The 23645-nt window shown below is 71.3% G+C and carries 21 protein-coding genes; 12 read left to right on the top strand and 9 right to left on the bottom strand.

Translation table 11 applies throughout. The annotated features are described in order from the left end of the window. Nucleotides 1–13: 13 nt before the first annotated feature. Nucleotides 14–1201, bottom strand: coding sequence for an ABC transporter ATP-binding protein (locus Microterr_RS12605; protein WP_263797586.1), 1188 nt, complete (start codon nucleotides 1199–1201; stop codon nucleotides 14–16). A 383-nt stretch (nucleotides 1202–1584) separates the two neighbouring features. On the opposite strand from Microterr_RS12605, the gene Microterr_RS12600 reads away from it, so the two are divergent. The 5 genes from Microterr_RS12600 (at nucleotide 1585) to Microterr_RS12580 (ending at nucleotide 8087) form a co-directional block, all read left to right on the top strand. Next, nucleotides 1585–1920 (top strand): DUF3237 domain-containing protein, encoded by a 336-nt coding sequence (locus Microterr_RS12600; protein ID WP_263797587.1) that lies wholly within the window; start codon nucleotides 1585–1587, stop codon nucleotides 1918–1920. Between the two features lie 138 nt (nucleotides 1921–2058). Next, a complete protein-coding gene (locus Microterr_RS12595) occupies nucleotides 2059–6003 on the top strand; it encodes a fibronectin type III domain-containing protein (RefSeq protein ID WP_263797588.1) in 3945 nt (1314 codons plus the stop codon). Nucleotides 6004–6061: 58 nt separating this feature from the next. Continuing rightward, a complete protein-coding gene (locus Microterr_RS12590) occupies nucleotides 6062–6412 on the top strand; it encodes an ArsR/SmtB family transcription factor (protein ID WP_263797589.1) in 351 nt (116 codons plus the stop codon). Nucleotides 6413–6434: 22 nt separating this feature from the next. Continuing rightward, nucleotides 6435–7412 (top strand): SRPBCC family protein, encoded by a 978-nt coding sequence (locus Microterr_RS12585; RefSeq protein WP_263797590.1) that lies wholly within the window; start codon nucleotides 6435–6437, stop codon nucleotides 7410–7412. A gap of 471 nt (nucleotides 7413–7883) precedes the next feature. Next, nucleotides 7884–8087: a cold-shock protein gene (locus tag Microterr_RS12580; protein ID WP_263797592.1), complete on the top strand. Its 204-nt coding sequence runs from the start codon at nucleotides 7884–7886 to the stop codon at nucleotides 8085–8087. 77 nt (nucleotides 8088–8164) lie between these two features. Here the strand turns inward: Microterr_RS12580 and Microterr_RS12575 are convergent, their stop codons facing one another. Further along, a complete protein-coding gene (locus tag Microterr_RS12575) occupies nucleotides 8165–8836 on the bottom strand; it encodes a GTP pyrophosphokinase (RefSeq protein ID WP_263798753.1) in 672 nt (223 codons plus the stop codon). A 141-nt stretch (nucleotides 8837–8977) separates the two neighbouring features. Here Microterr_RS12575 and Microterr_RS12570 point away from each other — a divergent pair, with 141 nt between their 5' ends. From Microterr_RS12570 to Microterr_RS12560, 3 genes are read left to right on the top strand one after another with little or no spacing between them, the layout of a single operon-like run. Further along, entirely contained in the window at nucleotides 8978–10027 is a 1050-nt protein-coding gene (locus Microterr_RS12570) for a zinc-dependent alcohol dehydrogenase family protein (RefSeq protein ID WP_263797593.1), read from the top strand. A 53-nt stretch (nucleotides 10028–10080) separates the two neighbouring features. Then, nucleotides 10081–10674: a TetR/AcrR family transcriptional regulator gene (locus Microterr_RS12565; protein ID WP_263797594.1), complete on the top strand. Its 594-nt coding sequence runs from the start codon at nucleotides 10081–10083 to the stop codon at nucleotides 10672–10674. Between the two features lie 47 nt (nucleotides 10675–10721). Further along, complete coding sequence (locus Microterr_RS12560; RefSeq protein ID WP_263797595.1) at nucleotides 10722–11738, top strand: zinc-dependent alcohol dehydrogenase; 1017 nt, start codon at nucleotides 10722–10724, stop codon at nucleotides 11736–11738. Nucleotides 11739–11770: 32 nt separating this feature from the next. On the opposite strand, the gene Microterr_RS12555 is transcribed toward Microterr_RS12560, so the two are convergent. Continuing rightward, nucleotides 11771–12355 carry a flavin reductase family protein gene (locus tag Microterr_RS12555; RefSeq protein ID WP_263797596.1) on the bottom strand — a complete coding sequence of 195 codons (585 nt, stop codon included), beginning with the start codon at nucleotides 12353–12355 and terminating at the stop codon, nucleotides 11771–11773. 129 nt (nucleotides 12356–12484) lie between these two features. Between Microterr_RS12555 and Microterr_RS12550 the strand changes: the two genes are divergently transcribed. Further along, nucleotides 12485–13339 carry a sulfurtransferase gene (locus tag Microterr_RS12550; protein WP_263797597.1) on the top strand — a complete coding sequence of 285 codons (855 nt, stop codon included), beginning with the start codon at nucleotides 12485–12487 and terminating at the stop codon, nucleotides 13337–13339. Here the strand turns inward: Microterr_RS12550 and Microterr_RS12545 are convergent. Continuing rightward, complete coding sequence (locus Microterr_RS12545; RefSeq protein ID WP_263797598.1) at nucleotides 13326–13841, bottom strand: NADPH-dependent FMN reductase; 516 nt, start codon at nucleotides 13839–13841, stop codon at nucleotides 13326–13328. The genes Microterr_RS12550 and Microterr_RS12545 overlap by 14 nt on opposite strands. A 237-nt stretch (nucleotides 13842–14078) precedes the next feature. Here Microterr_RS12545 and Microterr_RS12540 point away from each other — a divergent pair, with 237 nt between their 5' ends. Together Microterr_RS12540 and Microterr_RS12535 are read left to right on the top strand one after the other, a co-directional pair. Next, on the top strand, nucleotides 14079–15071 hold the full coding sequence (locus Microterr_RS12540; protein WP_263797599.1) for a pyridoxal-phosphate dependent enzyme: 993 nt from the start codon (nucleotides 14079–14081) through the stop codon (nucleotides 15069–15071). Continuing rightward, nucleotides 15068–16225 carry a cystathionine gamma-synthase gene (locus Microterr_RS12535; RefSeq protein WP_263797600.1) on the top strand — a complete coding sequence of 386 codons (1158 nt, stop codon included), beginning with the start codon at nucleotides 15068–15070 and terminating at the stop codon, nucleotides 16223–16225. Before Microterr_RS12540 ends, Microterr_RS12535 begins: the two co-directional genes overlap by 4 nt. Nucleotides 16226–16238: 13 nt before the next feature. Here the strand turns inward: Microterr_RS12535 and Microterr_RS12530 are convergent, their stop codons facing one another. The 5 genes from Microterr_RS12530 to Microterr_RS12510 are packed head-to-tail and all read right to left on the bottom strand — an operon-like array spanning nucleotide 16239 to nucleotide 22558. After that, on the bottom strand, nucleotides 16239–17564 hold the full coding sequence (locus Microterr_RS12530; RefSeq protein ID WP_263797601.1) for an NtaA/DmoA family FMN-dependent monooxygenase: 1326 nt from the start codon (nucleotides 17562–17564) through the stop codon (nucleotides 16239–16241). Further along, complete coding sequence (locus tag Microterr_RS12525) at nucleotides 17561–18874, bottom strand: O-acetylhomoserine aminocarboxypropyltransferase/cysteine synthase family protein (RefSeq protein ID WP_263797602.1); 1314 nt, start codon at nucleotides 18872–18874, stop codon at nucleotides 17561–17563. Before Microterr_RS12525 ends, Microterr_RS12530 begins: the two co-directional genes overlap by 4 nt. Further along, nucleotides 18871–20211 carry an NtaA/DmoA family FMN-dependent monooxygenase gene (locus tag Microterr_RS12520; protein WP_263797603.1) on the bottom strand — a complete coding sequence of 447 codons (1341 nt, stop codon included), beginning with the start codon at nucleotides 20209–20211 and terminating at the stop codon, nucleotides 18871–18873. The genes Microterr_RS12525 and Microterr_RS12520 overlap by 4 nt, the downstream gene beginning before the upstream one ends. After that, nucleotides 20208–21536, bottom strand: coding sequence for an LLM class flavin-dependent oxidoreductase (locus Microterr_RS12515; protein ID WP_263797604.1), 1329 nt, complete (start codon nucleotides 21534–21536; stop codon nucleotides 20208–20210). The genes Microterr_RS12520 and Microterr_RS12515 overlap by 4 nt, the downstream gene beginning before the upstream one ends. Further along, nucleotides 21533–22558, bottom strand: coding sequence for an LLM class flavin-dependent oxidoreductase (locus Microterr_RS12510; protein ID WP_263797605.1), 1026 nt, complete (start codon nucleotides 22556–22558; stop codon nucleotides 21533–21535). Before Microterr_RS12510 ends, Microterr_RS12515 begins: the two co-directional genes overlap by 4 nt. Before the next feature lie 111 nt (nucleotides 22559–22669). Between Microterr_RS12510 and Microterr_RS12505 the strand changes: the two genes are divergently transcribed. After that, nucleotides 22670–23545: a DUF427 domain-containing protein gene (locus Microterr_RS12505; protein ID WP_263797606.1), complete on the top strand. Its 876-nt coding sequence runs from the start codon at nucleotides 22670–22672 to the stop codon at nucleotides 23543–23545. Nucleotides 23546–23645 lie beyond the last annotated feature (100 nt).

Raw genomic sequence — 23645 nt, 5'->3', positions numbered from 1 at the left:
TCCTCTCTGGTGCTTACAGGGACTGCGCGGTGCGGACGGTGCGGGTGGTGGGCGGGTCGACGTGCCCGGCGGCGGCAGCGAGATCATCGTGCGGGAACACCTGCACGGATTCCGGTCGCCACGAGCACCACACCGAGTCGCCGACGGCCACCCGTGGCGCGTCGGGGGTGGGTCGCCGCGAGAGCACGGCCTGCTCGGCGTCCAGCTGCACGAGGAACTGCATCGTCTCGCCCAGGTGCGACAGGCCGATGATCCGGCCCTCGGCGGCGTTGGCGTCGGTGTCAGGACGCGTCGTCGCGAGCTCGACGAACTCGGGCCGCACGGCGGCGCGGGCCGGGGCGCCGGGAGCGGGGGAGGTGATCGGGGAGGCCGGCCGCACGAGCACGTGCGGCGTGGCGACGGATGCGGCGTCCGCCGCGACTGTCCCGTCGAAGAAGTTCTGCTGGCCGACGAACGCGGCCACGTAGGCCGATGCCGGCGATCCGTAGATGGTGTCGGAGTCGGCGAGCTGCTCGATGCGCCCGTCCCGCATGACGGCGATGCGGTCGCTCATCGACAGCGCCTCGCCCTGATCGTGGGTGACGAAGACGAACGTGATGCCCAGCCGCGACTGGAGCAGCTTGAGCTCGAGCTGCATCTCCTCGCGGAGCTGGCGGTCGAGGGCGCCGAGCGGCTCGTCGAGCAGCAGCACCGATGGGCGGTTGACGAGTGCCCGCGCGAGCGCGACGCGCTGCTGCTGCCCGCCGGACAGCTGGGTCGGCTTGCGGTCGGCGAAGCGGCGCATCTGCACCATGTCGAGGGCCGTGGACACGCGTTCGCGCACCTCCGCCTTCGGCACGCGGCGCTGCTGCAGGCCGTAGGCGACGTTCTCCGCGACCGACATGTGCGGGAACAGCGCGTACGCCTGGAACACCGTGTTGACGTCGCGCTTGTGGGGCGGTGCGCCCAGGACGCTCGCGCCCGAGATGAGGATGTCTCCGGCATCGGGATGCTCGAAGCCGGCGATCATGCGGAGGGTCGTCGTCTTGCCGCAGCCCGACGGGCCGAGCAGCGAGAGGAACTCGCCCTGCTCGATCTGCAGCGAGAGGTCGTCGACGGCGACCTGATCGCCGTAGCGCTTCGTGACTCCCGCCAGCACGACCGAGCCGCGTGTGCCGCTGTCCGCTCCGGCGCGCTCCGTCGTCGTGTCTGCAGCCGTCACGAATCCTCCGCTCCGCGCGCCGCCGTGGCGCGTGCCGCCATTCAATACGTCCGGGGCGGACCCTGCAATGGCCGCAAGGGCGGAACCGGACGAACCCGCGCCTCACAGCGCCGCCCCCGACACTCCGTCCGACGCCTCGTAACGCCCCCGTAACCCCGAGCCCAGCCCCCAACCCGTTTACGGACGCGACACGCCGTCTGATCCGGGCGGCACGCGGCGTGTCGCGTCCGTAAACGGAGCGGGGGACGTTGCCGAGCGCCAGGGTGAGCACGCCGTACGCGGTGCGCGCCCGGTCGGCCGGCGACGCATCCGGGAATTTCTGGGCGACGAGTCGCTCGAGGGTGCTCTGCGTGCCGACGTAGGCCGCGACGAGCACGGGCCGGATGCCGTCGATCACCCGCGCCGCCTCGACGAGGGCGAGCGGCGGCGACTGGTGGGTCGCGCGTGGCGACACGGTGCAGCTGGATGCCCGGTACGTGCTCGAGGTCGACGGCGGATTCGTGGATGTCGTCAACGGCGGCTACTGGCGCGCCGAGCCTGATGTCGCCGCGCGGCTCTTCGCCCGCGAGCAGGTGTCGGAGCGGGAGCTGTACTACCGCACCGCATTCGTGTTCCAGACCGGGTCGCCGGCGCACCGCTGGCTGGCCGAGTCGCAGTTCGTCGGCTACGCGCGACCCGAACCCGGCCTGGTCTGCATCCGCGTGTTCCGGCTGGTCTGACGCCGGGCGCGGCTCGCACCACGCGATTCCGGAACTTCCGGCACATCGGATGTGCGGGACTGCCGCGGTCTCGCGATAACGTTGCGTCGACTGCCACCGCTGGGGGCTGGCGTCACTTTTCTTGGGGAAAAGGCTGGGATGAACCTTCGCAGAGCGGTTTCCGCTGTCATCATCGGTGCGCTGATCGGGGCCGGCGTCGCCGCGGCTCCCGCCTTGGCCGCCGGACCGTCATCGCCGTCCGGCCTCGCCGCCGACGCCTACGTCGACGGGACCGTCCACTTCGCGTGGGCCGCGTCGCCGGGGGCGAGCGCGTACCGGGTCGAGTGGTCGGCGGATCCGACGTTCCCCACGGGTGCGGTGTCGATGGTCGACACGTACGGGCTCGACCATGTCACCCGCTCGCAGCCGAATGCCTCCTCACCGGCGGACGCGCCCGCGGAGATCTACTGGCGCGTGACCGCGTTCGGCACCGGCACGAGCACCTCGACCCTCGGAGAGCCCTCCGGCGCCAACCTCGTGGAGGTCGGGCTCGACTCCGCCCCCGAGACCCTCCGGCCAGGCGCAGAGGACGCGGTGGAGCACATCGCCTACCCCGATCCGACGGTGTTCTCGTGGGAGCCGGTGGTCGGTGCGATCTCCTACCAACTCGAGTACACCTCGGACACGCTGGGCGGGGGCGCCAGCGTCACCCAGGCCGTGGCCGGAACGCAGTTCGCCCCGGTGAACCCGCTCGCCCGCGTCGACAGCAGCGGCAACGTGCTCACCTGGACCTGGCGCGTGCGGGCGCAGTTCTACAACGGGACGACCTCGGCCTCGCCGGCGGTCTTCGGCACGTGGTCGCCGGCCCGGGAGTTCCAGATCACCTGGGATGACGCGCCGTCCGACCTCCACCCGGCCGACGAGGTCGCCACGGTCCACTCCGACCTGGCGTTCAGCTGGGACGCCGTCCCCGGTGCCGCGAAGTACCGCGTGACCTTCGGCGAGGCGGCGGACGGCGTCGGCGCGAACCGGACGATCCTGAACCCGCGCACGATCGACGTGTTCACCACGACCTACATCCCCACGGTGCAGGTGTCCGACACCACCCGGTTCTGGCAGGTGACCCCGCTCGACTACGCCAACAACCTCGGCACCCCGTCGGCGGTGCAGCAGTACAAGAAGAAGTGGACGACCTCCGACCAGGCGTCGCTCCCCTCCGATCCGGGCAACGCCGCCCCGGTCAGCGTCACCGGGTCGACCAGCTCGCTCACCGCCCCGACGACCTACCTGTCGGACTTCGAGCTCGCCTGGCAGCCGCTGCCCCGTGCGACGTTCTACGACCTCGAGGTGCGCGACACGTACAGCAACGTCTACGTGTGCCGCACCGCATCCACTTCGGCGACCATCCTCGGTCGGTACGAGAGCGGTCTCGACAACTCGGGTGCCGGCGAAGTGCTGAAGAGCGTGGGCGACTGCCTGTGGGACACCACCAATACGCTTCAGAAGGGAACGCCGATCCAGCCCGGTCGCACCTACAACTGGCGCGTGCGGGGTGTCGACCTCACCGGATCATCGACCACGTCGATCACGGCCGCGCTCCCGAGCGGCGCGCAGATCTCCAACTGGTCCGAGACCCGCTACGTCACCGTCAGCCCCGAGGATCGCCCCGTCCCCGAGACGGTCGCCGTCGACCTCGACCTGGACGCCTTCGCGACAGACAATCCCTCGAGCGCGAGCGGCCAGCCGGCACCGCTCATGTCCTGGAGTCGGTCTGGACGCATCGTCGATGAGGCATGGGCGAACGCCCCTGCCTACCTGGTGACCCTCTACAAGAACCCCCAGCGCACGGCTGAGATCGCCAGTGTGGTCACGACCAGCACCACCCTGCGGCTCAACGGTGTTCTTGCCGACAACGTCACGGCTGAGCCGTATTACGCCTCGGTGCACCCCGTCGCCTTCGCGATCACCCAGTTCACCGGTGGAATCCTCCTCATCGGCGGCGTCGACAACGAGAGCCACGATTCCTTCGAATGGCACAAGGAGAGCCACTCCCTCACGGGTCTGAGCACGACGGCGCTCACCGACGGCTCGGTGCGCCTGTCGTGGAACCCTCAGAGCGTGACCGGCCTCCAGGACGGCGGCAGTCGCGGGTACCAGGTGCGGGTCTTCAACGGAAGCGTCCAGCAGGGCATCGCGAAGGAGGTCGAGTACCCGTTCTTCATGGCGCAGAAGCCGGCCGCCTCCAACGACGCGTCGTTCCCGTCGACCGCGACCGATGTGCCGCTCGCGCCGGGGACCAACTACTCGTTCGACGTGGCCCCGCTCGACGCGAACGGCAATCCAGGCCCGGTCAGCAAGTCGTCGACCTTCAGCGTCGGGATCGCGACCCCGGCGGTGTCGGCGCCCGCCTCCGTCGCCGGCGGCTCGGCGGCCCTGACGTGGGCCTCGGTTCCTGGCGCGCTCAAGTACTCGGTGCAGTACCGCCGTGTGGGCGGCACCTGGTCGTCCGCCGTCGTCGTCTCGCAGACGGCCGCGACCATCACCGGCCTGGACCAGGGCAGCTACGAGTGGCAGGTGCGCACGCACGATGCTTCCAACCTGACGACCAACGTCAGCCCGTGGAGCACGACGCAGACGTTCAGCGTCGGCAGCGCACCAGGCGGTGTGCAGCTCGAAGACGCGACCGTGCTGCCGCTGAACGACCGCGTGCTGTACTGGGCGTCCACCGTCGACGGCGCCACGCGCTTCCTGGTGCAGATCGCGGAGGATGTGGCCTTCACCGCGGGCGTCAAGAACTACGAGACCGTCGCCACCTCGTTCGCGATCCCCGACGCCCTCGTCGCGAACAAGCAGTACTACTGGCGCGTGAAGGCGCTGTCCGAGCCTGTGGGCGCGTCGTCCGCGCTGCGCGTGCTGGCGGTGTCCGCGGCGGACACCTTCACCGCGCGCACCGTTCCCGCGAAGGTCTCGGGGCTGACCCTCACCAAGGTGGACACGGGCCTGACGGCGAAGTGGACGCTGCTCACGGGTGCCGCCACAGGCACCGATGTGCCGATCAGGTATGTCGTGGCGTACCGCGAGAAGAGCTCGGACGGCGATTGGTCGGGCGCCATCCAGACGGAGACCGGGACGGCCGTGTCGAGCTTCGGGGTGCAGAACCTCGAACCGGGGATGGTCTACGAGTTCCGTGTGGCGGCCACGAACAGTGAGGGTCTCGGCCCCTGGTCCGACGTCAAGGAGCTCGCGACCGCGACCGCTCCGACCGGCGCGCCCACGCTGACGGTGACGCCCAAGCTCGGCGAGCTGTCGCTCAAGATCGGCTCGGTCTCCGCCAACGGCGGCAGCGCGATCACGGGCTACCGGGTCAGCTACCGCGTCAGCGGCGCAGTCACGTGGACCACGAAGGACATCCCGGTGTCGTCCACGTACGCCCTGACCGGCCTCGAGAACGCCACCGGCTACCAGGTGTCGGTCGCCGCGATCAACGTGATCGGCGAGGGCCCCGCGACCGAGGTCTCCACACGGACGCTCGGGTACTCCTCGGCGCCCCAGACGCTCAAGGCGACCCGCGGCGACACGAAGGCGACCGTCACGTGGACGGCCCCGGCGACGCCGAACGGCACCGTCACCGGCTACGTCGTCGAGAAGCGCCTCGGCACCACGGGCACGTGGACCGCGGCGGCCACCACCTCCGCGAGCACCCTGACCGCGGCACTGACGGGCCTCACCAACGGGAAGACCTACCAGATCCGCGTGGCGGCCAAGACGAGCGTCGGCGTGGGCACGTACGCGGCCGCCGTGAGCGTCCTGCCTGCGGGCAAGCCGCTCGCGCCCACCAAGGTGACGGCCGTCTCGGACCGGAAGGGCACCATCACGGTGGCGTGGCCGAAGGCGTCGTCCAACGGCTCCGCGATCACGTCGTACGTCGTGAAGTACTCGACGAACGGGTCGTCCTGGTCCACCCTCAAGACCGTCTCGGCCAGCACGCTCAAGGTCGTGACGACCAAGGGCTCGCACGGCAAGCGCGTGTACTTCACGGTGTACGCGAAGAACGCCCTGGGCACGTCGCCGGCCAGCGCGAAGGTGAGCGTCATCCGAAAGTAGGGGAGTCGTCATCGCGAGGGGTTGACAGCATCCGTCCGCAGTCGTAACGTACAACCAAATGGTTGTACAAATCGAACTCAGCGACGACGCGGTGGACCGGATCTTCCGGGCCCTCGCCGATGCGACGCGACGCGACATCGTCCGGCGCACCCTGGGGGGCGAGGCATCGGTCTCCGACCTCGCGGCCTCATACGACATGTCCTTCGCCGCAGTGCAGAAGCACGTGGCCGTCCTCGAGGGGGCGGGTCTGGTGACCAAGCATCCCCACGGCCGCGAGCGCATGGTGCGCGGCAACCCCGAAGCGATCAGGCAGGCGCAGATCCTGCTCGACCGCTACGAGCAGATCTGGCGAGGACGCATCGGCAAGCTCGATGCGCTGCTCGCCGACGACATCACCCCCGGCGTCTGAGCCGGCACAGAAAGGCACCGTCATGCCCATCACCTCTGTCAGCAAGAACCCCGACGCGCTCACGATGACCGTGGTCGCCGATTTCGCCGCCCCGGTCGAGCGACTCTGGCAGGCCTACGCCGACCCGCGTCAGCTCGAGCGGTTCTGGGGCCCCCCGGGGTGGCCCGCCACCTTCTACCGCCACGACGTGTACCCGGGCGGGCGGTCCAGCTACGCCATGACCGGGCCGGACGGCGAGAGCTCGAACGCGTTCTGGGAGTTCCTCGCGGTCGACCCCGGCCGCAGCTTCGAGGTGCGCGACGGGTTCGCCACCGCCGACGGCTCGGAGAACACCGACATGCCGAGCATGCGGATGAGCTTCACCTTCGAGGGAACCGACGAGGGCTCGCGGGTGACCACGACCACCTTCTTCCCCTCCGCCGAGGCGCTCGACCAGCTGCTCGGCATGGGCATGGAGGACGGGATGCGGGCGGCCATGGGGCAGATGGACGACGTCCTCGCCGACCTCGCCTCGTTCGCCTCCGACCGGGCGACCGAGGCCCAGATCCTCGACGACACCCGCGTGCGGGTCGCGCGCACCATCCGCGGCACCCTCGACCAGGTCTGGCAGGCGCACAACGACGCCGCGCTCATGAAGCGCTGGCTGCTCGGCCCGGACGGGTGGGAGATGACGGTGTGCGACATCGCCGATCAGGTCGGCGACGGCTACCGGTACGAATGGGCGCCGATCGGCGGCGGTGAGGGCGGCTTCGGCTTCGAAGGCGAACTCGTTGCGTCGGATGCCCCGTACCGGGCGGTGACGACCGAGCGCATGATCGGCATGGAGGGCCCGGGCACGCTGAACGAGCTCACCCTGACGCCCGTGGACGGGGGCACGCTGCTGAGCATCGTGATCACCTATCCGAGCGTCGAGCTGCGCGACATCGTGCTCGCGACCGGCATGACCGACGGCATGGAAGCCAGCTACGCCCGGCTGGAGTCGCAGCTCGTTCCGGCGTAGAAGAAGAGGGAGCGGTCCGGGGCTCGCCGATCATCGGCTATGATGATTTGATGGGCTTGTCCTCTACGCCCGATCCGATGCGGAATCCTCCGCACTCCGGCGAGCTCCACCGCCACCCTCGCATTCGCGTCACAGGCTGATCGCCTCACGAACAGATCGTTTCTCATCTCCTCTGTATTCACCCCCCTCTGCCCCTCCGGCACACCCGTCACCTGGCGCCAAGCGGACGACGACGTCTTCGCAGCGACCACGGCCGACGGCTTCGCCGGCTTCATCACCGTCGACGCCGACGGCTACACCCTCCACGACGCGCTCGCGCGACCCCTCGGCTGCTATGCCAGCCTTCCGGTCGCGCAGGGCGCGCTCGGCGTTGCGCGCCCCCTGGCGTCGCACACACATCTTCCGCCTCGACGCCGTCGTCGCGGGACACGGGGCCGCTCGCGCGGCCCTCGCTCAAGAGAGAAGGAATCCATGGCTTTTGGAACTGTGAAGTGGTTCAACGCGGACAAGGGATTCGGGTTCATCGAGCCCGAGGACGGTACGCCCGATGTGTTCGCGCACTTCAGCGCGATCGAGGGTGGCGGCTACCGCTCGCTCGATGAGGCTCAGCGCGTCGAGTTCGACGTCGAGCAGGGCCCGAAGGGCCCCCAGGCATCGCGCATCCGCGCCGTCTGAGACCGCCACGCCGACTCCGGCCGCGTCGCCCATCGGGGTGACGCGGCCGGAGTCTGCCTTTTGTGCGGGCAGTCGGATCAGACCGCGATGACGCGCCCGCCGTGCAGCTCGCGGTGCAGGCGCTCCATCCGGGTGTCGAGGTCGGCGGCGGTGTCCGCTGCGTCCTTCAGCTCCGCCAGCAGCCGGTCGGGGACCTTGCTGTCGAACTTGTAGTAGATCTTGTGCTCGAGACTGGCCCAGAAGTCCATCGCGATCGTGCGGAACTGCACCTCGACCGGGACGTCCACCCGGCCGGACGACAGGAACACCGGCACGTCGACGACGACGTGCAGGCTCTTGTAGCCGTTGGCCTTGGGCTCGGCGATGTAGTCCTTGACCCGCCGGATCGTGATGTCGTCCTGCTGGGTGAGCAGGTCGAACAGGCGGTACGCGTCCTTCACGAAGCTGCAGGTCACACGCACCCCCGCGATGTCGGTGATCCCGGCGCGGATTGCCTCGAAACCGGGCTCGATCCCCTTGCGCTCGACCTTCTCCACCAGGCTGTCCGCGGACTTGAGCCGGCTGGAGACGTGCTCGATCGGGTTGTAGTCGTGCATGTGCTGGAACTCGTCGCGCAGGATCGCGAGCTTCGTCTCGATCTCGCGCAGCCCGAACTCGTAGGGCAGCAGGAAGTGCTGGAACTCGTCGCGCATCGATCGCAGCTCCTGCGGCGAGAACGTCATGGTGCCTTCGTCGGAGATGACCGCCATGGTGCGGGTGTCCGCAGGTTGCTGCATGCCTCCGACGCTACCCACGCGACCTCGGCGCGACCTGTGAGCGGTGAGAGGTTCCGCCGATACCCGGACCGCCGGGCACTGGCTCGCGCGGCGGTGGACTGATTGGCTGGGGGCATGCGCGCAGCCTTCATGTACTCCGCCGGTGACGTCCGTATCGAGCAGATCCCCGACCCCGTCATCGAGCGGCCGACCGACGCCGTCGTGCGCGTGGTGCGCTCGTGCATCTGCGGCTCCGACCTGCATCCGTACCACTCCCGCACCGAGAACGACGCCCGCACCACGATGGGCCATGAGTTCGTGGGCGTCGTCGAGGATATCGGCGCGGAGGTCGCGACGGTGCGCACAGGCGACTTCGTGATCGCGCCGTTCGCCTGGTCGGACGGCACGTGCGAATTCTGCCTCGCCGGTCTGCAGACCTCCTGCGTGCACGGCGGCTTCTGGAACGACGCCAGGCACGGCGTGCTGGGCGGCCAGGCCGAGGCGGTGCGGGTGCCGCTCGCCGACGGCACCCTGTTCGCGGTCCCCGGCATCGCGGAGGACTCGCCGCTCGTGCCGTCGCTGCTGACGCTGTCGGATGTGTACGGCACCGGCTGGCACGCGGCGAGGACGGCCGGCGTCGGCGCGGGCGACACCGTGGTCGTCATCGGCGACGGCGCGGTGGGACTGCTCGCGGTGCTGTCGGCCAGGCAGCTCGGCGCCGATCAGATCATCCTGATGGGCCGCCACGAGGTGCGCACGGACCTGGGTCGCCGTTTCGGTGCGACCGACGTCGTCGCCGACCGCGGCGCGGAGGGCATCGCCCAGGTGCGCGAGCTGACCCCCGGCGGTCTGGGCGCTGCGAAGGTCCTCGAGGCGGTCGGGCACATGCCCGCGTACCGTCAGGCGGTCGGCGTGCTGCGCCCCGGTGGGACCATCAGCCGCGTCGGCGTGCCGCAGTACGAGGAGGCGCCGGTGGGGTTCCGGTCGCTGTTCGGCAAGAACGCGACCCTGACCGGCGGGCCGGCGCCGGTCCGCGCCTACATCGAGGAGCTGCTGCCCGCTGTGCTGTCCGGTGAGGTCGATCCTGGTCTCGTCTTCGACCGGACCGTCACGCTCGACGAGGTGCCGAGGGGCTACCGCGAGATGGACGAGCGGACCGCGCTGAAGGTGCTCGTCACGCCGTGACCGGCCGCTCACGGCTGGACGCCTGAGCGCGTCGCCCACGGCATGATGGCGGAGTGAGCGAAAACCCGGTCGGGCGTCCCCGGCAGACCACGCACGACGAGATCCGCCGCGTCGCGTTCGGCCTGTTCGCCGAGCGCGGGTACGCCGCGACGTCGCTCGCGCAGATCGCGGCCGGCGCCGGAATCAGCCGCACGACCCTGTTCTCATACTTCCCGGCCAAGCGCGACCTGCTCTGGGAGGACCACGAGCGCGCCCTCGAGCGACTCCGCGACACCCTCGCCGAGCAGCCCGGCGTCGCGGTGGTCGACCTGCTCGTCGCGGGGATGCTGGCGATCGCCCACTACGAACCGGCCGAGCACGCGGCGCTCGCCGCCCGCCGGCGCATCGTCCAGGACGATCCGGACCTGCGCGCGCACTCGGTCTCACGCGCCGAGGAGCTCGTGGAGATGCTCGTCGATGCGTGTCTGCGTGCGCATCCGGGGGTCGACGCCGAGCTCGTCGACAGCGTCGCCAGAGCCCTCATGGCGGTGGCCTCGCGGTGCACGGAGGAGTGGTCGCTGCGCTCATCCGCCGATGAGCCGCTCGACGCCTTCACGGCCCGCCGGCTGGGTCCGCTCGCCGTCGCCCTACAGCCGCTGCTGCCCTGAAGATGTCTAATTTCCGAACAGAGTTCGGAAACGATAGCATCGAGGGCATGAAGACACTGATGGTGACCGCACCCGGCACGGCCGAGTGGGTGGAGACCGAGCGCCCCGTCGCGGGCCCGGCAGACGTGGTCGTGCGGATCAAGGCGTGCGGCATCTGCGGGTCCGACTCGCTGTACGTGCACGTCGGCGGCATCCCGCCGCGGCAGGGGCAGACCCCGCTCGGCCACGAGCCTGCGGGCGAGGTCGTCGAGGTCGGAGCCAATGTCCACGGCGTCGCGGTCGGCGACCACGTCGTCATCAACCCCATGGCCGCGCGCGACGGCATCATCGGCAGCGGCGGCGCGCAGGGCGCCCTCTCGCCCGAGGTCGTGCTGTTCGACGCGCAGGCCGGCGTGCACTTCCGGGTGATCCCCGCGGAGATCCCCTGGGAGGTGGCCGCGCTGAACGAGCCGATGGCCGTCGCGTACCACGGCGTCAACCGCTCGGGCGCGGGCGAGGGCTCGAAGGTGGTCGTCTTCGGTGCGGGCCCCGTCGGCCTCGGCGCGGCGATCGGCTTCAAGAGCAAGGGCGTCGCACACGTCGTCGTCGTCGACATGGTGCCCAACCGCCTCGAGAAGGCGCTGAAGGTCGGGGTGGATGCGGTCATCAACTCTGCGGAGGAGGACGTCGTCGCGCGGCTCAAGGAGCTGCACGGCGAGGTGCCCGGGTTCATGGGGCGCCCGTCGAAGCCCGCGACCGACGTCTACTTCGATGCCGCGGGCGCGGCTGTCGTCGTGGAGACGGTGCTCGCCGCGGCGAGGAACCGTGCGGTGCTGACGATCGTCGCCGTGCACAAGAAGCCCGTCGAGATCGACTTCCAGGCGATCCTCACCAGCGAGATCGACATCCGCATGTCGATGGGCTACCCGACCGAGATCTTCGAGGTGACGGACTCGATCATCGAGCACTGGGAGAAGTACCAGCACATCATCAGCGACGTGCTGCCGTTCGACGAGGCCGACCGTGCCCTCGCCCTGGCTTCCACGCCCGGCGCCACCGACAAGGTGGTCGTCGTCTTCGACTGACCGGGGCGCCCGCCCCGCACGCCCCGCGCCGCTCAGGCGATGCGGGAGTGCTCGCCGAGGCGGTGCCAGGAGCGGTTGTGATAGACCAGGGCGTCGCCCGGCTCTCCCGCCGGGACGTCGCGGGCGATGCTCGACTGCAGCGCGTGCGCGGCGATGACGGTCGAGCCGCCCGCCTCCATCCGGCTCACCACGGCGCACCGCACCCAGGCGCGCACGCCGTTGTACACCGGTTCGCCCGATACCAGCCGGGTCCAGCGGCCGGGGTCGGCGAAGCGGTCGACGCCGCTCGTCGCGCCCAGCTGGGCGAGCTCGATGTCGTGCACGTCCAGCAGGTGCACGACGATCGTGGCGGCCGACGCCACGGTGGCCGTCGCCGACGAGAGCGCCGACAGCGAGAACACGAGCAGCGGCGGGTCGGCGCTGACGGACGACACCGAGGTGGCGGTGAGCGCGACCGGCCCGTCCTCGCCCTCTGCGGTGATCACCGCGACCCCGCCGGGGTGTCCGCGGAACAGCGACTTGAAGTCATCGGCCGACAGCGACGGACCGAGCCCGTGCCGGCGCGGCCGAGTGGCGGCGTCGGTGTCGGAAGGCTGCGGGGATGTCGTCGAGGTCATGCCGCGACGCTACGCCTCCGAGCTGTGACCCCCGGTGCGCGAGACGCAATGTGTCGGACGTGGTCGTCTGTTTGCGCCATGTTTCATCGACGCTCACGCCCCGGGCGGCTCCGCCGGGAGACTCGTGCTATGTCCCACCTGATCAGCGTCGGAGATCTCACCGCGCAGCTCGATGGCGGTCGCGCCGTGCGGCTGCTCGACGTGCGCTGGCGGCTCGACGAGCCGGAGGGACGCCCCGCCTACCTCGCCGGGCACCTGCCCGGCGCGGTGTACGTCGACCTCGAGCGTGAGCTCACCCGGCGCGGGCACCCGGAGGAAGGGCGTCACCCGCTGCCGAGCGTCGACGCGCTGGGCGCTTCGCTGCGCCGCTGGGGCGTCCACGCGGGCGACCTCGTCGTCGTGTACGACGACAACGACGGCGTCGCCGCGGCCAGGGCGTGGTGGCTGCTGCGCCGGCGCGGCATCGAGGTGTCGCTCCTCGACGGCGGCTTCCGCGCCTGGGTGCAGGCGGGCTTGCCGCTCGAGAGCGGCGACCGCGCCGTCGCACCCGGCGACGTGGAGCTCACCGACACCGATCCGGGCACCGTGACGATCGACGAGGCGGCGCGACTGCCGCAGACCGGCATCCTCGTCGACGTGCGCGCGCCCGAGCACTACCGCGGGCGCACCGCCGCGTTCGACCCCGCAGCCGGGCACATCCCGGGGGCGATCAACATCCCGACCATCTCGCACATCGACTCGGCCGGACGCTTCCGCACGCCCGACGAGATCCGGGCCACCCTCGCGGCGCACGGGATCGCGGCGGGGGTGCCCGTCGCGCTCTACTGCGGCTCGGGCATCGCGGCGACCCATTCGGCGCTCGCGTTCGCGCTCGCCGGCGTCGACGCCCTCGTCTTCCCCGGTTCGTGGAGCCAGTGGTCGCGCACGCGCGGCCGGCCCATCTCGACGGGAGCCGAGCCGATCGGCGCGATCAGCGCCGTCTGAGCACGGGCCCGATGTGCGGCCACGCCGCATCGGCCCACTCGCCGACGATGCGCGCACGCTCCTCGACCGCACCGGCCGGGAAGGCGATGCCGCGCGTCGGCACCGAGGCGCCGAGCTCCACCAGCAGCGGACGCAGCGCCACCTCGACGGCCAGCGCGTGGGTGGGCGCGCCGATGGTGAGCACCGGCACGGCGGTCACGGACGCGAGCGCGTCTGCGCCGTACCGGTCGAGGAACGCCTTCAGCAGCCCGGTGTAGCTCGCCTTGTAGGTGGGGCTCGCGATCACCGCCACGTCGGCGGCGGCCACTCGGGCGAGGAGGGCATCGATCCGATCAGACGGGAAGGTGAAGAGCTCGTCGGCCACGTCCGCGAGCTCGATCGTCTCGTCGACCGAGACGTCCCGCCCTGCGCGCTCGGCGAGCTGCCCGGCCACCTCCTCTGCGACGAGGCGCGTGCGCGAGTGCGACTGCGGGTTGCCCACTACGACGACGATCGACGGCATCCGGTCTCCTTCATCCCCCGCGATTGAAGCGGGCTCCGCCTGGCGGGACAAGCCGCTGCGCAATGCGCGGTAACCGTGCGTCACGATGCGCCTGAGCCGGTCGCGCCGGCGTCGCGGACCGCGTAGGGTGGTGCCCGTGCTGACCTGTCGTTGCTGTCGCTGAGTGCCCTCCGCACTTCTTCGCCGACCCCCGACAGCCGCCGCGCCCTCCGCGCGGCCTCTCCCAGGAGCACCTCCGTGCGTTACGCCCACAGCATCGCCGATCTCGTCGGCAACACCCCGCTCGTCCGCCTGAACCACGTCACCGACGGCATCGGCGCGACGGTGCTCGCGAAGGTCGAGTACTTCAACCCGGGCGGTTCCGCCAAGGACCGCATCGCCGCGCGCATCCTCGACGCCGCCGAGCGCGACGGGCTGCTGCGGCCGGGCGGGACGATCGTCGAGCCGACCAGCGGCAACACCGGCGTCGGGCTCGCGATCGCGGCACTGCAGCGCGGGTACCGGATGATCTTCGTCGTGCCCGACAAGTTCGCGGGAGAGAAGGTCGCGGTGCTGGAGGCGTACGGCGCCGAGGTCGTTGTCACCGACACGCACGTCGAGCCGGAGGATCCGCGTTCCTACTACAGCGTGTCCGATCGGCTCGCCCGCGAGATCCCGGGAGCGTTCAAGCCCAACCAGTTCGCGAACCAGAACGGCCCCCGCAGCCACTACGAGACCACCGGCCCCGAGATCTGGCGCGACACCGACGGCCGCATCACCCACTTCGTGGCGGGCGTCGGCACCGGCGGCACCATCAGCGGCACCGGCCGCTACCTGCACGAGGTCTCGGACGGCCGCGTGCGCGTGGTCGGCGCCGATCCGGAGGGCTCGATCTATTCGGGCGGCCCGGTGCACGGCTACCTGGTCGAGGGCGTCGGCGAGGATTTCTGGCCGGAGACGTACGACCGGACCGTGGTGGACGAGTTCCACCGCGTCGGCGACGCCGAGTCGTTCGCGATGACCCGCAGACTCGCCCGCGAGGAGGGCCTGCTCGTCGGCGGCTCCAGCGGCATGGCGGTCGTCGCCGCCCTCCGCACCGCCCGCGACCTCGACGATGACGCCGTGGTCGTCGTGCTGCTGCCCGACCACGGCCGCGCCTACCTGTCCAGGATCTTCGACGACGACTGGATGTCCGCACACGGCTTCGACACCCCTATCGACACGCACGACACCCCCGGGAGCAACGCATGAGCATCGACCACCTTCGCGGCTTCGACAGCCTCGCCGTGCACGCCGGCCAGGAGTTCGACCCGACCACCGGCGCGGTCATCCCGCCCGTGCACTTCTCCACGACGTATGCCCAGGACGGCATCGGCGGACTCCGCGGCGGCTACGAGTACGGCCGCAGCGGCAACCCCACCCGCACGGCGCTCGAAGCGCAGCTGGCGGCCATCGAGGGCGGTGCGCACGCGTTCTCGTTCGCGTCGGGCCTCGCCGCAGAGGACGCGCTGCTCCGCGCCGCGCTCCAGCCGGGAGACGAGGTGCTGCTCGGCAGCGACGTCTACGGCGGAACCTATCGCCTGCTCTCCCGCATCCTGGGTCCGTGGGGGGTGCGCCTTCGCATCGTCGACATGAGCGACCTGGATGCCGTCGCCGCCGCCCTCGCGGAGCACCCGTCGCAGATCGTCTGGGTCGAGACGCCGAGCAACCCGCTGCTGCGCATCACCGACATCGCCGGGCTCGTCCGCCTCGGCCACGACGTCGGCGCCCTCGTCGTGGTGGACAACACGTTCGCCTCACCCGCGCTGCAGCGCCCGCTCTCCCTCGGCGCCGACGTGGTCGTGCACTCCACCACGAAGTACATCGGCGGCCACTCCGACGTCGTCGGCGGCGCCCTGGTGCTCAGCGACGACGCGCTCGCTGAGAAGGTGAAGTTCCTGCAGTACGCCGTGGGCGCGGTGTCCGGGCCGCTGGACGCGTGGCTCACCACCCGGGGCATCAAGACCCTCGCGCTGCGCATGCAGCGGCACAGCGAGAACGCGCAGGAGATCGCCGAGTTCCTCGCAGGGCACGACCGGGTCGCCCGGGTGTACTACCCGGGGCTGCCGCAGCACCCCGGCCACGACATCGCCCGCGCGCAGATGAGCGCCTTCGGCGGCATCGTGTCGGTCGCGCTCGCCGACGGGGCCGCGGCCAGGCGGTTCGCGGAGTCGACCAGGGTGTTCCAGCTGGCCGAGTCGCTCGGCGGCGTGGAGTCGCTCGTCAACTACCCAGACGCGATGACCCACGCCTCGGTGCGCGGCACCGAGCTCGCCGTGCCCGAGGAGGTCGTGCGCCTGTCGGTCGGCATCGAGTCGGCCGAAGACCTGCTCGCCGACCTCGACGCCGCCCTCGCCGCGCTCTGAGCCGGAACCAGGCTCAGAACGACCCGAGGTTCGCGGCCAGCCCTCCGCCGGAGTAGTCCGCGCGGAGGATGCCGCGCCGGCGCAGGATCGGGACCAGCTCGTCGAGGTTGCGGTGGATGGTCACGGGGTGAAGGTCGCCCGAGAAGATGAAGCCGTCGTTGCCCGCGTCGTCGCCGAGCTCTTCGATGACATCGGCGATCTCGTCGGCGGTGCCCACCGTGCCGCCCCGCCCGTCGGTGACCCGGCCGAGGCGCGCCTTGCCGGCCAGGATGGCGCGCAGCGGCACGTCGGCGAAGGAGTCGAAGCCGCCCTGCAGCCCGCGGATCGTGCCCTTGGACACGTGGTCGCCGAAGATCGCCGGGTCGAGCGGGCGATCGAGGTCGAGCGCCGTGAGATCGGTCTCCAGATCGCTGGACCATGCCTCGGCCACTTCGCGCAGCACACCGTCGTCCGGTGTCTCGGAGGCTCGGACGATGCGGTCGGCCTCCTCGACGCTCGGCGCCACGATGGGCTTGATGACGAAGAGCACCTTGATCTCGTCGGGGTCGCGGCCGTGTGCGGCCGCCGAGTCGCGGACCTTCTGGCGATAGGAGCGGATGCTGGCGACGTCGAGGTTCGACAGTGCGAGCTGGATCTGCGAGTTGGTGCCGGCGAAGTCGATGCCCCGCGGCGAACCGCCGGGGGAGGCGACGACCGGGTCGCCGGCCGGGAGGGGCTCGGCGTTCAGCGGGCCGTCGAAGGAGAAGTACTCGCCGCGGTGCTGGACGGCCCGGATCTTGGAGCCGTCGGCGTAGATCTGCGTGTGCGGGTCGGCGATGAGCGCGTCGTCGTCCCAGCTGTGCCAGAGCAGCCGGAGCGCGTCGAGCCACTCCTGCGCACGGTCGTAGGCGGCGTCGTGCGGCAGGCGGTCCGTGCCGAAGTGGTGAGCGCTGCCCACGTCGGTGACGACGTTGATGCCGAGCCGGCTCGCGGACAGGTGCTGCAGGGAGGCGAACTGCCGCGCCGCGAGGTACGGGTGGTGGGATGCCGGGTTCGCCGTCGGGATCACCCCGAGGTGCTGCGTCGCGGCGAACAGGTACGGCGCGAGCGTCCACGGGTCGTGCTTCGGACCCCCATAGGCCTTACGTACCCGCAGACCCAGGGTGTCGGGGGTGATGCCGATCGAGAGGGCGTCCTCGATGAGCACGAAGTCGAACCCTGCCTGCTCGAGCTCCCGTGCGGACTGCTGGTACAGGTCGGGCCGCTGCCACTGGTAGCCCCACTCGTAGTAGGGCCGTGCCCAGCCGTGCGGGCCGAAGCCGCGGGAGAGGAACCAGCCGAAGTGCTGGGGTCGGGTCATGTCAGTCCTGCTCTGGTGAGGAGTTCTTCCGCGGCGACGGCGGCGAGCGCCTGGTCGAGGTCGGCGATGAGGTCTTCCGGCTCCTCGATGCCGATCGACAGGCGCAGCAGCCCCTGCCCGATCCCGCGAGCGGCCAGCTCGTCGTCGGTGCGCAGATGGTGGGTGGTGGTGGCGGGGTGCAGCACGAGCGACCGCGTGTCGCCGAGGTGCGTCATGCGGGTGAACAGGCGCAGCGCATCGGTGAACGTGCGCGCGCCCTCGCGGCCGCCCTGCACCGTGAACGAGAACACCGAGCCCTGACCGCGCGGCAGGTAGCGCTGGGCGAGCGCGTGGTGCGGGCTGGTGGGAAGACCGCTGTAGTCGACCGACTCGACAGCGGGCTGCTCTGCGAGCCACTCCGCGATGCGCAGCGCGGTGGACGACTGCCGCTGCACCCGCAGCGACAGCGTCTCGACGCCCTGCTGGATGAGGAAGGCGTTCAGCGGCGACGGCACGGGGCCGTACCGCATGGCGACGCGGCGGGCGTACTCGAGCAGAGCGAACCGGCCGGCGCGCTCGACCACGGTGCGTCCGTCGTGTCCGCGGTCGCGCGCGAGCTGCGGGTAGCGATCGGGCTGCCACTCGAACCGCCCGCCGTCGACGATGACGCCGCCGAGCACCGTGCCGTGACCGGCGAGGAACTTGCTCGCCGAGTGCACGACGATGTCGGCGCCGTGCTCGAGCGGGCGCAGCAGATACGGTGTCGCGAGCGTGTTGTCGATGATCAGCGGGATGCCGTGCCGGTGCGCCAGGTCGGCGAGCGCCCGCACGTCGAGCACGTCGTTCTTGGGGTTGGGGATCGACTCGGCGAACAGGGCGCGCGTGGAGGGACGGATGCCGCCCTCCCACGCCGCGAGATCGTTGTGGTCCTCGACGAAGTCCGAGGCGATGCCGAGGCGGGCCAGGTCGTCGCGGAACAGCTCCCTGGTGCCCTCGTAGATGCTCGACGACGACAGGATGTGCTCGCCGCTGGAGACGAGCCCGAGCACGGCCGTCGAGGTGGCGGCCTGGCCGCTGGCGACCAGCAGGCCGCCGATCCCGCCCTCCAGGTCGGCGATCCGACGCTCGGCGGCTGCGACCGTCGGGTTGCCGACCCGAGAGTAGCTGTAGCCGTCGTCGGTGCCCGTGAACCGGGCGTGGCCCTGGTCGAAGTCGTCGAAGACGAACCCTGCGGTCAGATGGATCGGCGTGGCGCGCGGGCGGTGCGGGTCGGTGTCGTCGAGGCCCGCGTGGACCTGTCTGGTCGCGAAGCCCCACTGCGGGTCGGTCATGCGAGCGCCCCCGCCGGCTCTGCCCAGACCCCGCGCGCCGGGCGCGCGATGCCGAGTCGCTCACGCAGCGTGGTCTCCTCGTAGGCGGTGCGGGTGAGTCCGCGGCGCTGCAGCTCGGGCACGACCAGGTCGACGAACTGCTCGAATCCGAGCGGCTGCGTGAGCGCCTGCACGATGAAGCCGTCGGCCGCCCTGGTCGCGAAGCGCTCCTCGATCTCGTCGGCGATGGCGGTCGGCGACCCCACCGCGACCGACTCCCAGAACTCCTCCGCATACAGCTCGCGGGGCGTCAGCCGCTCGCCGGCTACGAGGCGCGCCACGCGGCGGTTGGGCGACTGCGACTCGTTGGCGATGTCGACGCTCGGCGCGAAGTCGATCGGTGCGTCCGGGTCCGCCGAGAGGGGCTGGCCGATCGAATGCGCGACGTCCTCGACGATGATCGCGTCGGGCGTCGAGGCGAGGATCTCCTCCGCGAGGCGCCGGGCGGCAGCATCCGTCTCCGCCACGACGGGGCGCAGCGACGGGAGGATCGAGACGTCGTCCGCCTCACGGCCGGCCGCGACGACGCGCGCCTTGAGCCCGGCGTAGAAGGCGCGGGCGGCGTCGATCGGCAGCGCACGGGCGAACACGGCGTCGGCGGTGGCGGCGGCCAGATCCTGGCCGGCGGCCGATCCGCCCGCCTGGAACAGGACGGGGTAGCCCTGCGGCGGGCGCGTCACGTTCAGCGGGCCGCGCACGGTGAAGTGGTCGCCGCGGTGGTCGGGCGTGTACAGGCGGCTCGCGTCGGCGAAGAGCCCGCTCTCGCGATCGGCGAGGATCGCGTCGTCGGCCCAGCTGTCCCACAGCTGCTGCACGACGCGCACGAACTCGGCGCCGCGCTCGTAGCGCAGGGCGTGGTCGAGGTGCGCGTCGCCGCCGAAGTTGCGAGCCTCCTCGTCGTAGCGGGAGGTCACCAGGTTCCATGCCGCGCGGCCCCGGCTGATGTGGTCGAGCGAGGCGAGCGCGCGGGCCACGTGGTAGGGCTCGTTGTAGCTCGTGGAGACGGTCGCCGCCAGCCCGATGCGGGACGTGCGCACGGCGAGGGCCGACAGCAGGGTGAGCGGCTCGAGGCGGGTCTGCCCGTAGTGGTCGACGCCGGAGGCGAACCGGTCCCAGAAGTAGAGGCCGTCGGCCAGGAAGATCGTGTCGAAGACTCCCCGCTCGGCGGTCTGCGCGAACCCGGCGTAGTAGTCGATGTCGACGTGGCGGTGCGGCTCGGCGCTCTCGTGGCGCCAGCCCGACACGTGCGATCCGCCCGGGTGGAACAGGAACGCCCCCAGCAGCAGTCGACGGCTCATGCCGCGTACCTTCCTCTCGGTCGCGCGAGCCCCAGATGATCGCGCAGGGTGTCTCCCTCGTACTCGGCGGGGTAGATGCCGTGGTCGGTGAGGCGGGGGACGATCTCGCCCACGAACGCCTCGAGCGTGTCGGGCAGCGTCGGCGCCATCAGGATGAAGCCGTCGGCCGCGCGCTGCTCGTACTGCTCGATGAGGTGGGCGGCGAGGGTGTCGGGCGTGCCGAGCGTGAACCTGCGGCGCAGCACCTCCCACGCCAGCTCGCGGATGGTGAACGACCCTTGCGCGCTCAGCGACTGGATCGCCGCGTAGCCCGACTTGGACTGGTTGAACGAGTCCAGGTCGAACTCGAAGTCGAACGGCCCGTCGAGGTCGCGGTCGCCGAGGTCATGGCCCAGGTAGTGCGAGAGCAGGTCGACCTGCACGCGGTCGGGCGTCAGCCGGGCGAGCTCGCGGAAGCGCTCCTCCGCCTCGGCCGCGGTCGCGCCGATGATCGGCGAGAACCACGGCAGCACGGACAGGTCGTCGCCGGTGCGCCCCGCGGCGACCGCGCGGCGCTTGTAGTCGTCGTACTGCGCCCTGCCCCCGGCGAGGTCGCCGCCGCCGAGCGTGAACACCGCGTCGGCGGTGCGTCCGGCGAGGTCGCGGCCCGCCTCAGACGCGCCGGCCTGGAACAGGGGAGGGTGCCCCTGCACGGGGCGCGGGATGTTGAGGGGCCCGCGCACCGCGAAGTGGTCGCCGCGGTGGTCGAGGACGTGCAGCTTCGAGCGGTCGGCGAACCGGCCGGAGCGCTTGTCGAAGACGAAGGCGTCGTCGTCCCAGCTGTCCCACAGGCCGTTGACGACCTCGACGAACTCGGCGCCCCGACGGTAGCGGGTGGCGTGCTCGAGGTGCGCCTCGCGGCCGAAGTTGCGGGCCTCCTCGTCGCTCGCGCTCGTCACCAGGTTCCAGGCGGCGCGGCCGGCGCTGAGGTGGTCGAGCGAGGCGAGCTTGCGGGCCGCGTGGTACGGCTCGTTGTAGGTCGTCGACACCGTCGCGGCGAGCCCGATCCGCGAGGTGACCTGCGACAGTGCGCTCAACAGGGTGAACGGCTCGAGCCGGACGTTGACGCCGTGGTCGATGCCCGATCGGAAGCGGTCCCACACGTACAGCTCGTCGGCGAGGAACAGCGTCGCGAACCGCCCGGCCTCCGCCGTCTGCGCGAACCGGGTGTAGTAGTCGATGTCGAGGTACGCGGTCGGCTCCGCCGCGGGCGATCGCCAGCCGGTGATGTGCTCGCCGCCCGGGTAGAAGACGCCGGCGGCGAAGATGAGCGGTGTGCGGGTCATGCTGCCACCGCCTCACGCGCCCAGCCCAGCTCGGGGGCGACCTGGGAGGTGAACAGCCCCAGCGCCTCCTTCTGCTCGTCGAGGTTCCGGTACAGACCGTCCAGCTGCAGCTGCAGCTGCGTCGTGTGGCCGAACGCGGGATGGCCGGAGATGGATGCGGCGATGTCGGCCGGGCTGCCGTAGTGCAGGTTGAGGCGCTCGGCGATCTGGGCGACGGAGTCGGCGCGGGGGAGGAAGTCCTTCGCCCACTCCCACTTGGCGCGAAGGCCGTGTTCGGCGCGACGCAGCGCCTCGTCGCGGTCGCGGCCGGGGAAGATCCAGGTCGACAGGCCGAGGCGGGGCGGGACCCCGTCGGCGAGCCCCCGGTGGTAGGCCGCGGCCGACACCTCGGCCGGCACGACCTGGGTGGTGCCGATCAGCACGCCCTCGCCGCGCTGGCCCGCCTCGAACGCGCTGCGCTCGGTGAGGGTGGCCTGCCAGATCCGGTCGGCGAGCCCAGGGCGCGCCGGCACGATGACCTCGCCGTCGGCGGTGATGGCCTCGCCGCGGAGCGCGGCGGCGACCTCGTCGACCTTGTCCAGATAGCTGCGGCGCCGGGCGACGGGGTCCTCCGCGGCGGGCAGGCCGAGCCGCGAGACGAGATCGGGCTGCCCGCCGTTCGCGAGGCCCAGCTCGACCCGGCCGCCGCTCAGCGCATCGAGCACGGCCGCATCCTCCGCCACCCGCAGCGGCAGCTCCAGCGGGAGGGTCACGGCCGCGGTGCCCAGGCGCAGCGTGGTCGTGCGCCCGGCGAGCACGCCGAGGAAGACGAACGGCGACGGCAGGCCGCCGAATCGGCCGGCCGCCGGCTTGGCGAGGTGGAACTGGCGCACCCAGGCGGATTCCACGCCGACCCGCTCGCCGAACTCGAACAGCTCGAGGAAGTCGAGGTAGGTCTGCTCGACGGCGGCGCGGTGCTCGGCGAGGTGCGCGAACAGGCCGATGCGCAGCGCCTGCACTGCGGGCGCGGATGTAAAGGACATGGCCGTCACAGTAGGTCGGCCGGGGGCGACAGCATCCGATCGTTCGTCACGGAACGACATGCGATGTCACCTCGCGCAATGCGCGCCCGCCCGCGCCGGGGAGGGGCTTTCATGGCCGCCATGACCGAGATCCTGACTGCACCCACCGCACCCGCCACGGGCCGGACCGTTCCGGTCCGGCCCGTCTCGTCGCCGGCCCTCGTGCGCCGCGACCCTCCGCCGCCCGCCACCTGGACGTGGGAGCCCAGCCAGCGGTGGCTGCGCGGGTATGCCGCGGGCCCGGGCGGGGAGGTCGCCGTGGTCGACAGCCGCCGGCCGATCCTGGTGTGGGAGCCGGGCGCGAAGGTGCCCGAGTACGGGTTCCCCGCCGCCGATGTGCGCACCGACCTGCTGGTGCCGGGCGAGGCGCCCCGCGAGGCCTACTACCGGCCCAAGACGCCCGCCCGCCGCTGGTTCGATCTGCAGCTCGAAGAACGCCGCATCCCCGCGGTCGCCTGGGTGTGGGACCACGACGGCCTGGACGGCTTCTTCGGGGTCACCTGGTATCCCGGTGTGCTCGACCGCTGGACCGAGGAGGACGAGAGGGTGTTCGCGCACCCCCGCGACCCGCACAGCCGCGTCGACACGCTCCGCTCGAGCCGTCGCATCGTGGTGCGCGACGGCGACAGGGTGCTCGCCGACTCCGTCGCCAGCGTGATCGTCTACGAGACCGGGCTGCCGCCCCGCTATTATCTGCCGCGCGAGGACGTGGTGTCGGGTGAGCTGGAGAGCGTCGACCGCTGGAGCGAGTGCCCCTACAAGGGGGAGGCGACCGAATACTGGGCGACGGTCGGCGACCCCGAACGCGAGATCGCGTGGTCGTACCCCGACCCGCTCGAGGCGGTGAGCGCGCTCGCCGGGCGGGTCGCCTTCTACTCCGAGCGCGTGACGGTCGAGGTCGACGGCGTCCAGGCCGGACGATCGCAGCCCGCGCGTGACGCCGTGTGACACCGGGTGTCGCCGGACGTCATCGCCGATTGGCCGCGTGCCCTCGCCCATCCCACGATTCCCTGACACAGCTCGAGCCGGCCGCCCTGCGCGCCGGCTG

The organism is Microbacterium terricola, assembly GCF_027943945.1.
Lineage (GTDB): Bacteria > Actinomycetota > Actinomycetes > Actinomycetales > Microbacteriaceae > Microbacterium > Microbacterium terricola.
Note: the sequence above shows the minus strand (reverse complement) of the source record. Positions and strands in the feature narration are given on the sequence as shown.